The organism is Streptomyces parvus, assembly GCF_014648875.1.
GTDB classification, from domain to species: domain Bacteria; phylum Actinomycetota; class Actinomycetes; order Streptomycetales; family Streptomycetaceae; genus Streptomyces; species Streptomyces parvus.
In genome coordinates this window covers 80,360-92,072 of the sequence record NZ_BMRY01000011.1, presented here as the reverse complement: position 1 = coordinate 92,072, position 11,713 = coordinate 80,360, and the positions used below count along the sequence as shown (strand labels likewise).

The 11,713-nt window shown below is 71.6% G+C and carries 8 protein-coding genes; 4 read left to right on the top strand and 4 right to left on the bottom strand.

Annotated elements, in window-relative coordinates; genetic code table 11:
* The first annotated feature begins 2 nt into the window (after nucleotides 1-2).
* Entirely contained in the window at nucleotides 3-1,703 is a 1,701-nt protein-coding gene (locus IE140_RS28880; protein ID WP_150193218.1) for an ABC transporter ATP-binding protein, read from the top strand.
* A gap of 74 nt (nucleotides 1,704-1,777) precedes the next feature.
* Here the strand turns inward: IE140_RS28880 and IE140_RS28875 are convergent, their stop codons facing one another.
* Both IE140_RS28875 and IE140_RS28870 read right to left on the bottom strand, forming a co-directional pair.
* Entirely contained in the window at nucleotides 1,778-2,869 is a 1,092-nt protein-coding gene (locus IE140_RS28875; protein WP_150193219.1) for an alpha/beta hydrolase-fold protein, read from the bottom strand.
* A 127-nt stretch (nucleotides 2,870-2,996) separates the two neighbouring features.
* Nucleotides 2,997-3,419, bottom strand: a complete 423-nt coding sequence (locus tag IE140_RS28870) for a MarR family winged helix-turn-helix transcriptional regulator (RefSeq protein WP_032765974.1) — start codon at nucleotides 3,417-3,419, stop codon at nucleotides 2,997-2,999.
* A gap of 199 nt (nucleotides 3,420-3,618) precedes the next feature.
* Between IE140_RS28870 and eno the strand changes: the two genes are divergently transcribed.
* A complete protein-coding gene (eno, locus tag IE140_RS28865) occupies nucleotides 3,619-4,920 on the top strand; it encodes a phosphopyruvate hydratase (RefSeq protein ID WP_150193220.1) in 1,302 nt (433 codons plus the stop codon).
* A gap of 193 nt (nucleotides 4,921-5,113) precedes the next feature.
* Here the strand turns inward: eno and IE140_RS28860 are convergent, their stop codons facing one another.
* Nucleotides 5,114-7,306 (bottom strand): discoidin domain-containing protein, encoded by a 2,193-nt coding sequence (locus IE140_RS28860; RefSeq protein ID WP_150193221.1) that lies wholly within the window; start codon nucleotides 7,304-7,306, stop codon nucleotides 5,114-5,116.
* A 350-nt stretch (nucleotides 7,307-7,656) separates the two neighbouring features.
* Here IE140_RS28860 and IE140_RS28855 point away from each other — a divergent pair, with 350 nt between their 5' ends.
* Nucleotides 7,657-9,390 (top strand): discoidin domain-containing protein, encoded by a 1,734-nt coding sequence (locus tag IE140_RS28855; protein WP_150193222.1) that lies wholly within the window; start codon nucleotides 7,657-7,659, stop codon nucleotides 9,388-9,390.
* A gap of 68 nt (nucleotides 9,391-9,458) precedes the next feature.
* On the opposite strand, the gene IE140_RS28850 is transcribed toward IE140_RS28855, so the two are convergent.
* Nucleotides 9,459-10,418, bottom strand: coding sequence for a DUF3048 domain-containing protein (locus IE140_RS28850; protein ID WP_150193223.1), 960 nt, complete (start codon nucleotides 10,416-10,418; stop codon nucleotides 9,459-9,461).
* Between the two features lie 268 nt (nucleotides 10,419-10,686).
* On the opposite strand from IE140_RS28850, the gene IE140_RS28845 reads away from it, so the two are divergent.
* Complete coding sequence (locus IE140_RS28845) at nucleotides 10,687-11,139, top strand: hypothetical protein (RefSeq protein WP_150193224.1); 453 nt, start codon at nucleotides 10,687-10,689, stop codon at nucleotides 11,137-11,139.
* Nucleotides 11,140-11,713: the final 574 nt, after the last annotated feature.

Genomic DNA, 11,713 nt, shown 5'->3' with positions numbered 1-11,713 from the left:
TGATGAAGACTCCTGAGACCGCGCGGCCCCGCCCGGGTGCCGCGATCCTGCGGACGGCACTGCGCCGCAACATCGGCGCCATGATCGCGGGCACCGTCCTGATGGGCCTGTACCAGGCGGCGGAGACCGCGTTCCCCATCGCGCTCGGCCTCATCGTCGAGCACACGATGCAGGACCGCAGCCTCGGCTCGCTCGGCGTCTCGATCGGCTCGCTGGCCGTGATCATCACGACGGTGTCCCTGTCGTGGCGGTTCGGCATGCGCGTGCTGCAGAAGGCCAACACGACCGAGGCGCACCGCTGGCGGGTCCAGGTGGCGGCCTGCGGGCTCCAGCCGGTGGCCAGGGACGTGGACCTCAAGTCGGGCGAGATCCTGACCGTCGCCACCGAGGACGCCGACCAGACCGCCGACATCATCGAGGTGGTGCCGTTGCTGATCAGCTCCCTGGTCGCCATCGTGGTCGCGGCTCTCGCGCTGAGCCTCGCCGACCTCCGGCTCGGCCTGCTGGTGATGGCGGGCACCGTCGCGATCCTGTCGGTCCTCGCCGTGATGTCGAAGCGGATCGGGGCCAGCACGCAGGAACAGCAGGCCCGGGTGGCCCGGGCGGGCGCCAAGGTCGCCGACCTGATCATCGGGCTGCGCCCGCTGCACGGCTTCGGCGGCAACCACGCCGCCTTCGGGGCCTACCGCAAGGTCAGCACGGACGCGAAGCGCCAGGCGATCACCGTCGCCCGGGTGAACGGCACCTACGCCGGCACCGCGCTGGCCCTCAACGCGGCCCTCGCCACGGCCGTCTCGCTGACCGCCGGCTGGTTGGCGTTCGAGGGCCGGATCACCATCGGCGAACTCGTCATGGCCGTGGGGCTCGCGCAGTTCATCATGGAACCGCTCAAGATGTTCTCCGAGATGCCCAAGTACGTGATGATGGCCCGCGCCTCGGCCGAGCGCATGGCCCTCGTCCTGAACGCCCCCCCGGTGGCGACGCCGGGGCCCGAACGCCCCGAGCCGGGCGGGGCGCTGGAGATCGACGCCGTCCACCACGGCACGCTCCGAGGGGTCACGTTCACCGTGGCGGCCGGGGAGTTCGTGGCGATCGCCGCCTACCAGCCGCGTGCGGCGGCCGAGCTCGCCGCCGTCCTCGCGGTGAACGTCGCCCCGCAGGCGTACGGGGGAGTGGTCCGGGTCGGCGGCCGGGAGATCGGCGACCTGTCCGTCGAGGCGGTCCGCGAACACCTGCTGGTGAACCCGTACGACGGGGAGATCTTCGCCGGCACCCTCCGGACGAACATCGACCCGTCGGGCAGCGGGCGGGAGATCGCGGATGCCGTCGAGGCGTCCATGCTCACCGACGTCGTCGCCCTCCACCGCGAGGGGCTCGACCACGTGGTACGCGACCGGGGGGCGAACCTCTCGGGCGGTCAGCGCCAACGGCTTTCCCTGGCGCGCGCGTTGGCAGCCGACACCGACGTGCTCGTCCTGCACGACCCCACCACGGCCGTGGACGCGGTCACCGAACAGCTCATCGCGCGCAACGTCGCGAAGCTGCGCCGGGGCCGCACCACGCTCGTGCTGACCAGCAGCCCGGCGCTCCTGGACGCGGCGGACCGGGTGCTCGTCCTGGACGGGGGCGTCATCACCGCCGAGGACACCCACCGCAACCTCCTCGCCGGGGACGAGGCGTACTGCCTGGCGGTGGCCCGGTAGCCACCGGCAGGGGCTGAGCCGCCGGTGGGGCGGGGGCTTCAGTCACCCGCCACCCGCCCTGCCCTGCTCGTGGCTCAGCTCAGGGCCCAGGCGACATCCCTGAGCAGGGCGTGCCGCCAGCCGGCCCGGTCGTGGTCCGAGGCGGACCGCGATACCCGCACGGTCGCACCGGCCCGCTCGGTGAGCGACTCGGTCAGCTCGCAGTGGGGCAGCATCCGCGTCTCGTGCTCCCCGACGTCGAACGCGCACCGCAGCCGCGACAGGTCGGCCCCCCGGCGCAGCCGCTCGGCGACGGCACCGCCGACCGTCCCGCCCAGCGGATCCGGCAGGTCCCCGGCTCCCGGCGCCCACCAGAAGGACCCCGACTGGCAGGCGACCCGCGAAACCAGCTCCGGGAACTCCAGCGCCGCGTACAGCGCGCTCAGCCCGCCCAGGCTCTGCCCGGCCACCACCAGCCGGTCCGGTTCGGCCGGCACCCCGCAGTCGCCCACCAACGGCAGCAGTTCGTCCCGGACCGCCTCCCACAGCTCCGGACGGCAGAGAAACTCGGCCTCCCGGTCCTTGGCCGGCAGGAACACCAGGGTCACCGGAGGCAGGTCGCCCGCCGCGAAAGCCGCGTCGAAGGCGGTCGCGGCCGGGTGCAGATACAGCCAGTCGTCCCCGTCGAGCAGCAGCACCACCGGACCGCCCCCGCCCACCGGGTGAACCCGCACCGTACGCCGCCCGCCGAGCCGCTCGCTGTTCCAGCGGATCCGGGTCCGGGGGAGGGGCGGCACATCGTCCGGGCCGAGGGCGGGCCAGTGCGGCTGGGACGGGGCGTCCGGCGTCGCGGCGACGGAACGATCGGCCCCCGCGCCGACCGGATTGAACGGATCGGCATGGGCCTCGCCCGCCACGAGGACGCGGTAGGTCACCCGCAGCCGCGCGGGCATGGACACCTCCGCGTACCAGCAGTCGGTGTCCTTCCAGCGCCGCAGCGGCACGGGCGGCGACCAGCTCTCGAAGTCGAGCAGGGAGTCGGAGCCGCGCCACAGGAAGAGGGTCCGCCAGCCGTCGCCGGAGGGCACCGCTGCGGGCGTGCGCGCCGCCGACCAGAACGCGTCGGTGCCGGGGCGGCCCGGCAGACCGAAGACGGCGAAGGGGCTCTCGGCGTCCACCGGAGGCATCAACGTCTCCTTGTGCGAAGGGAAGAGCGGAGAGGCAGGCCGAGACAGGCTCCGCCCGTTGTAAGGCGAGCCTAACCCAGGGGCCCTGAAAGGCTGTTGGGGATGTGAAGCGGAAAAGCGGCCGGGCTCAGTACGCGGCGAGCCGCTCCATCAGGGCCACGCTGTGCGTGAGCTGCCGCTGCTCCTCGGCGGTGAGTTCGAGGTCGATGGCCCGGGCCAGCCAGTCGGCCCGCCGGTCGCGCTCCGCTTTCAGCGCCGCCCGGCCCACCTCGGAGAGATCGACGAGCGACTTGCGGCCGTCCGTCGGGTGCGCCCGGCGGACCACGAGGCCCTGCTCCATCAGCAGGCCGACCGCCCGGGCCATCGACTGGGGCCGTACACGCTGGTCCGCGGCGAGGTCGCTGGTGGTCATCGCCCCGTCCCGGTCGAGGACGCCCAGCACGGCGACCTGGCCGTGCGGAATCCGGTCCTCCTGCTTCACCCGCCGTGCGAGTTTGCCCATGGCGGTGCGCAGATCGGCGGCGACGGTGGCGGGTTCCGGGGTGGGCATAGGGCACTTTAACCCGCGGTTGCGGGCACGTCCGCCCAGGTGGTCGGCCCAGGAGGCCCCCGGTGAAACTCGACAGCACAACTGCACAGCCAAACTAAACAGCGCATCTGAACAGCATTGCTGTAGAGTTTTGCCGTCGCGGCTCGCGCCGGCGCTGTCGCACCAGTGCCGCGACACGTGACTACCGGAAGGACCTCGCATGTCCCGCACGACAGCTGAGCCCACCGCCATCCAGTCCGTCGTCGCCCGCCGGATCATCGACAGCCGGGGCAACCCCACCGTCGAGGTCGACGTCCGCCTCGCCGACGGATCCCTCGGGCGCGCCGCCGTCCCCTCCGGGGCCTCCACCGGTGCGCGGGAGGCCGTGGAACTGCGCGACGGGGACGCAGGGCAGTGGCACGGCAAGGGGGTCGACCGGGCGGTCGGCCACGTCAACGGGGAGATCGCGGCCGCGGTCGTGGGCCGCGACGCGGACGACCAGGCGGGCCTGGACGCCGCGCTCGTCGCGCTCGACGGCGCCCCCGGAAAGTCCCGGCTCGGGGCGAACGCCGTCCTCGGCGTCTCGCTCGCCGCCGCGAAGGCCGCGGCGGCGGCCCACCGCCAGCCGCTCTACCGCTATCTCGGCGGCGCCGACGCCCGCCTGCTCCCGCTGCCGATGATGAACATCATCAACGGCGGGGCACACGCCGACAATCCGCTGGACTTCCAGGAGTTCATGATCGCGCCGGTGGGGGCGAAGACCTTCGCGGAAGCCGTCCGTATGGGCTCCGAGATCTTCCACACCCTGCGCCGCGACCTGCTCGCCGCCGGCCACTCCACCGGCGTCGGCGACGAAGGCGGGTTCGCCCCCGCTCTGCGGACCGCCGAGGAGGCCCTCGACTTCGTCCTGAGCGCCGTCGAACGCACCGGATACCGTCCCGGCGAGGACATCGGCCTCATCATGGACCCGGCGTCGTCGGAGTTCTTCCACGACGGCCGTTACGTGTACACGGGCGAGGGCGTCCGCCGTACGTCCTCCGAGCAGGCGGACTACCTGGCCGAACTGATCGACGCGTACCCGATCGTCTCCATCGAGGACCCGATGGCCGAGGACGACCTGGACGGCTGGCGCGAGCTGACCGCCCGCGTCGGCCACCGCTGCCAGCTCACCGGCGACGACGTCTTCTGCACCGACGAGGCGCAGGTCCGTGAGGGCATCCGTACCGGCGTCGGCAACTCGGTCCTGGTCAAGGTCAACCAGATCGGCACCCTGACCGAAGCCCTCGCCACGGTCGCCACCGCGCGTCGGGCCGGCTGGAGCGCCGTGATCTCCCACCGCTCCGGCGAGACGGAGGACACGACGATCGCGGACCTGGCTGTGGCGACGGGCTGCGGCCAGATCAAGACCGGCTCGCTGTCCCGCTCCGACCGCACGGCCAAGTACAACCAGCTGATCCGGATCGAGGAGGAGTTGGGCGATTCGGCGCAGTACGCGGGCGGAGCGCTGCTGTCCCGCTCCTGACGGGCCCTCGGGCCGGGGCGGGCACGCCGCCTCCGGTGCCGCCCGGCCCCACAACGCGGAACGGGCGGCCCCCGGCGGACGGTTACGTCCACCGGAGGCCGCCCTCCGTTCGCGGCGGGCCGGTCCGGGCCGCCGGGCACCGGACCGGCCCACCGCTCCCGGGTCACCGGGTCCGGGCCGAAGAAGGCTGGGGCTAGGGGAAGTTGGTGACGGTCGAAGGGATCGTCGACGTTCCCGATGTCGGCGACCCGATGTTGTTGATGACGTGCTGGTACTGGCCGTTGCCGCCGAGCGAGACGACCAGCAGGTTGTGGAACTTCACGCCGGGCTTCACCGGGGCCTTGAAGCCGTGCTCCTGCACGATGGTCGGGTCGACGTTGTAGTAGCAGTAGCTGCCCATGCCCCAGCCCTCGTGCTGCTCGACCGAGTCGTCGACCCGGTAGGCCGCGTAGCCCTTCGTGTTCCCGTTCTGAATGGCGGCCTGGTTGGGTGCGTCGTACGCCTTCTCGTTCTGGAAGAAGATCGTGCGGCCGCGCTCGCCGTACCACTCCACGTCGTATTTGTTGAAGTGCTCCACGAACAGCCCGGTCGCCAGGACGTCGTCACCGTTCACCCGGACCCCGTAGTCGGCCCGGTTGGTCTCCCAGCCCCAGCCCTCACCGTGGTCCGCCCGCCACACCCAGGTGTGGTCGATGATCGTGTCGTCGCTGTTGACGACGATGCTCGTGGTCGCCTTGCCGGGGCCCGCGCCACCGATCCGCACGAACACGTCCTGGAGCGAGGTCGGATTCGCCGAGTGGTCGGCGGACGCGCCCTGCGGTCCGACCTCCAGCAGAGTCTCCGAGTTGACCGGGCCCGCGTCGATGAGGAAGCCCGCCAGCTTCACCCCGTCGACATCGGCGACCTTCATCGCCGTCACCCCGTTGTCCGGGATGATCGTGGCCAGGCCGAGGCCCAGGACGACGGTGTTCGCCCGGTTCACCTCGATCGTCCGGTCGATGTGGTACACCCCGGGCGTGAACAGCAGGTTGAGGCCCTGCGCCAGCGCGGCGTTGATCGTCGGGGCCGTGGCGCCCTGCTTGACGACGTAGAACCGGTCCAGCGGGATGGACTCGCCCGGCTGGGTTCCGCCGTCCCACGAGACACCGCGCGCGTTGACGCGCTTCGCGGGGACGAAGACCTTGTACTCGTTCCCGTCGAGGTAGAGGAACGGCTTCTCGCGCGAGATCGGCGTGGTCTCCAGCGTGGTGTAGGGCGGGGTCGGGTAGCTCGCCGCGGGGGCACCCTGGACGCCGGAGAACGTCATGTTCCACACGGCGTTGGTCCAGCCGCCGACGGAGCTGTCGCGGGTGTACCACTGCTGCTGCGAGTACGGGCCGACCGTGCCGTCGATCTTGGAGTCGGCGATGTAGCCGCCGCTGGCCCAGCCGTAACCGTCGGGGGCGAGGTTCAGCCCGCCCTTGACGTGCATCCGGCGGAAGGGCGCCGCCTGGGAGACCGCCCAGCGGTTGGTCCCGCTGACCGGGTTGAGCGTCAGGTTCTCCGCCGAACGCCAGAAGTTCTGCGTCGCGTTCCCGTTGAACCAGCCCGCGTCGACGGTCACATCACCGTTGAACGTGGTGTCGTTCGGGTTGAGGCCGAGACCCGCGATCTGGGTGTAGAAGCCGATCTGCGCGTTGATGTCGTCGTACGTGCCCGGCTTGAAGAGGAGCGCGTGCCGGCCGCTGCCGAACTGGGCTTCCTCCTGCCGCTGGAAGATCTCGTCGACCTTGCCCTGGATGTCCGGCGTCGACGGGTCGAAGACATGGACGTTCGGGCCGAGGTCGCCGCCGCCCGGAATCTCCGGACCGCCGCCGCCGTCCCGCGTACCGAAGACCTTGAACTCCCAGAGCGAGTAGCCGTATCCGGTGGCCCGCTCGGTGCCGGTCAGACGTACGTAACGGGCGTCGCCGGAGATGTTCAGGGTCTCGTCGCCGCCCGCCGATGTGGTGGTGCTGTAGGCGGTCGTCCAGTCGTCGCCGTCGGTCGAGAGCTCGATGCGGTAGCTCTTGGCGTGCGCGGCCTCCCAGGCGAGTTCGACCCGGCTCAGAGCGGCCGGGGAACCGAGGTCGATCCGGATCCACTGAGGGTCGGCGAACGCGCTGGACCAGCGGGTCCCGCCGTCCCCGTCGACGGCGTTGCCCGCCGCGGTGCCGCCGTTCTCCTGGGTGGAGGCGGTCACCGTGCTGCCCTGGGAGAGCAGGACCGGCGCGGCCTGCGCCGGAGCCGCCTGCACGGCCGCGAGCAGCGTCGCGACCAGGGTGGTGATGACCGCGAGGGCCAGCGTGCGCCGTCGACGGGATGCGGCCACGGGAGGCCGCGAGGGTCTGACAAGGGCAACGGGCATGCGTGATCTCCTGAAACGTCAGGTGGGCGGGGGTGGTTCAGCTGCGGGCGCATACTCCCCGCAAGGGAGAGAGCGCTCTCTCGGTAGCCGAATGATTCTCCCGCGTTTCCGTCACGTCAAGAGTTGTGCACAGGATTGACGGCTCTGCCCCTCCGGTGGAGCGGATGTTTCATCTCCTGAAAGCCCAGGTGCAGTTGACTGGGCATCAGCGTGACAAGTCGGACTCCATCCCTGTGGCATCTGGAATCAACTCGGCCGAAACCCTTGACGGTTCACTCCGCTCCGGCCACGCTCCCCTCTGCGGGGGAGCGCTCTCTCGGCCTCATCCCCTCACAGAGCAAGGAGTTCGCATGGAAGCCCGTGGAACACCACGGTTGCGCGGTGCCCTGGCGGTCATGGCCGCCGTGGCCCTCCTGTTCACCCTCTCGGTGGCCGTGACCCCGGAACGGGCCGCCGCCGCGGCCGTTCTCGTCTCCCAGGGAAAGCCGGCCACCGCCTCCAGCACCGAAGCGCCCTTCACGGCCCCGTCCGCCGTCGACGGCGACACCTCCACCCGCTGGTCCAGCGGCTTCACCGACGACGAGTGGATCCGTATCGACCTCGGTGCGAGCACCTCGATCGGACAGGTCGTCCTCAACTGGGAGGCCGCGTACGCCAAGGGCTACCGCCTGGAGGTCTCCGGCAACGGGGCCGACTGGACGACGATCCACGAGACGACCACCGGCTCCGGAGGCGTCGAGACCCTGACGGTCTCCGGGACCGGCCGCTACGTCCGGATGCACGGCACCGAGCGCGCCACCCCCTGGGGCTACTCCCTCCACGAGTTCCAGGTCTACTCCACCCCCGGCGGCACCGCCCCCGGCGACGACGTCCTGCTCTCCTACGGGAAGACCGGTTCCGCGTCGACCTCCCAGCACGACGGCACCTGCTGGGAGTGCTCCCCGGACAAGGCGTTCGACCGCGACCCCGCCAGCCGGTGGGCCACCAGCCCCGAGGGCGGCTGGACCGACCCGGGCTGGATCGCCGTCGATCTCGGCGCCCGCGCGGAGATCAGCCGGGTGGTCCTCCAGTGGGACCCGGCGTACGCCAGGGCCTACCGCATCGAGGTCTCCGACAACGGGACCGACTGGACGACGATTTACGAGACCACCACCGGCACCGGCTTCAAGGAGACGCTGGACGTCAGCGGCACCGGTCGGCACGTACGCCTGTACGCCACCCAGCGCAGCGGCGAGTACGGCTACTCGCTCTGGGAGTTCCAGGTCTGGGGCACCGGCGGAGCCCCGATTCCCGCACCGCCGCTGCCCGCCGACCCCACGTACGACCGGCTGGTGTTCAGCGACGAGTTCAACGGCCCCGCCGGCGCGGCGCCCGACCCGGCCAAGTGGGTCCCGGAGACGGGCACCGGCCCCAACAACGAGCTGGAGTACTACACGAACAACAAGAACGCGGCCCAGGACGGCAACGGCAGCCTCGTCCTGGAGGCCCGCCGCGAGGAGACCCCCGGTTCCGCCTGCCCGCCCGACCCGCTGAGCGGCAGCACCACGTGCCAGTACACCTCGGCGCGGCTCAACACCTACGGGAAGTTCCAGTTCACCTACGGCCGGGTCGAGGCCCGCATCAAGGTCTCCGGTACGCAGGGGCTCTGGCCCGCGTTCTGGATGCTGGGCGCGGACTACTTCGACAAGGGGCGCCCGTGGCCCTACACCGGTGAGATCGACATCATGGAGCACGTCGGCAAGGAGCCGAACACCACGTACTCCACCCTGCACGCACCCGCGTACAACGGCGCGGCCGGCTACGGAGCCCCGTACTCCCTGCCGGGCGGCGCGGACTTCGCAGACGACTTCCACACCTTCGCGGTGGACTGGAACAGCGAGGGCATGACGTTCAGGGTCGACGGCAACGTCACGCACACGGTCGACAAGGAGGAGCTGGAGAGCACCCGCGGACCCTGGGTGTTCGACCACGACTTCTTCCTCATCCTCAACAACGCGGTCGGCGGTGACTGGCCCGGCCCGCCCGACGCCACCACCCGCTTCCCGCAGAAGATGAGCATCGACTACATCAAGGTCTGGCAGTAGGGAACCCGCCGGCCACGGCGTCCGGACGGTGCGGTTCGCCGACCGTCCGGACCGCCCATTCGCGCGCTTCAGCCGCGGGGCGCGTACAGGATCCACAGCGGTCCCTCGGCGAGGTCGACGCGCCGCCCGTCGGATGTGCTGAGCACCGTGTCCGCGTCGGCGGAACTCCGGGACCACCGGGCCTCGTACGCCCGGCCGTTCCGCAGGACGACCGCGTCCCCCGACCCCACGGTCTCGGTGAACGGCGTGTTGTTCCCCGACCGGTCGCGGAAGTCCGACTCCCGTACGTCCACGTCCTGGACGACGACCGTGCCGGCCCCGATCCGCTCGCCCTCGGCCGTACGGGCGGGGGCGCCGTCCAGGGAGACGAGCCACCGCTCGCTCCCCGCTGACCAGGAGAACGTCACCGACGCGGACGGGTAGCGGACCGTACGGCTGTCCTCCGGCTCCCCGCCGGGCGGCGGCGCGCCGACCCGGAGCCCGAGCTCCGCGACCGCATCCACCCCGGAGGCCGTGAACGGGATCCGTTCCGGCCGCAGATACAGGTTGTGCGGCGCGGGCCGGTCCGGCCCGCGGAAATAGGCCCGGGGCGCCTTCGAGGGCGGTACGGCATCGATCGGCGCGCGGTCGATGACCGGCAGCAGCCTGCTCTGGGCCCCCGAGAAGGCGAGCGTCGGCCGGTCGAACTGGCGCAGCAGCTCCAGATCGGTCTCCCGCGCGCTGCGCACGGGGCCGATGACCGGCGGCAGGTCGGAGGAGTACACGGCGAGGATCCTGCTCAGACCCGCCTCCACCTGCTCGACGTAGACGATGTCGGCCTGCTCCAGCCCGGTGTGGGGGCGTGCGGGCGCCACATTGTCGATCTTCACGGCGAGTACGTCGGCGGCCTCGCCCGCACGGGAGGAGGTGCTGGGCGAGGGCGAGGAGCCCTCCCCGCCCGTGCACGCGGCGGTCACGGCCAGCACGAGCACGGCGAACAGCGCCGCGACCCGGTTCCTCACTCCGCGCTTCACTCCGGCTGCGGACATGGCGACCGCCCTTCCGGGGCGCCGGCCGGTGACGTCTGCGGAACCTCGCCGTGTCGCTGCCCCTCGTCCATCATCCACCATCACGGGTCCGGCGCGCCCGTGCTCGCGCGGGAGGGCCGCGCCGGGCCCGGAGGCTTCCGACATGGCTGGAACTGCTCTGCGCCGCGCCCCCGATTCGCCTTCCGAAGGCGGTGTTCGCTCTCTACGGTTGCATCAGCGACGGTTCACGTGCCCGTACGCTGCGACAAAGTGAGGCAGAGGAGGTTCGGTGGAAGCCGAGTTGACGACACTGACGGCACTGGCGGCATCGGGTGCGACGACCTTCGTGGGGCTGATGGCGACGGAGGCGTGGACGCAGGTGCGCGGGCGGCTGGTCCGCTTCCTGGGCCGGGGCGAGAACGACGAGGTGATCGACGCCGAACTGGAGGAGTCCCGCGAGGCGCTGATCGCCGCCCGCCGGGACGGCGACGAGGACGGTGCCCGGGACGTCGCGGCCGAGTGGCGGATCAGGATCCGCCAGGCCCTGCGCGACAACCCCGAGGCCGAGCAGGAGCTGCGCGCCATCCTCGACGAGCTGGTGCCCCAGCAGCCCAGCGGTCCCACCGTGGCGATCAACCACAACACGATCAGCGGCGGCCACTACAACGCCCCGGTGATCATGGCGCAGTGGGTCAACGACGGCGCGCCCTCCACGCCCCGGCGGGGGCCGGGCACCGCGTGACGACCCCGAGTTCCGGCGACGGGCCCCGGCACACCGACTCGCGGAACGACTTCTCCGGCACGAGCCACGGCCCGGTCGTGCAGGCCGCCGCGATCCACGGCGGCATCACCTTCCACGTGCAGCCGGCAGCGCCCGTCGGGGAGTGGGCCGTGCCCGACGAGATCCCGCCCCTGACCGTGCGGTTCCGCAACCGGGACCGGATGCTCGATCTGCTCGACGGTTCGTTCGTCCGCGACCCCGACAGGGCGAGCGTCGGCTTCGCGGCGATGTACGGGCTGCCGGGCGTCGGCAAGACCACCCTGGCCTCGCGCTGGGCGGAAGAGGGGCGCGAGCGGTTCCCCGACGGGCAGATCTACGTGGACTTCGCCGCCCTGCGGGGCGGGACGGCGGGCGCCGACGTCTCGGAGGCCGCATGGTGCTGCCTGAAGTCCCTGGGGGGTCGACGCGGCGTACATCCCCACCGCGCTCGCGGACCGCACCAGACTCCTGCGCACCAGGACAGCGGGCAAACGGCTGCTGGTCTTCCTGGACAACATCACCGACCCCTCGCACGCGGTCGCGCTCCTGCCGAAGG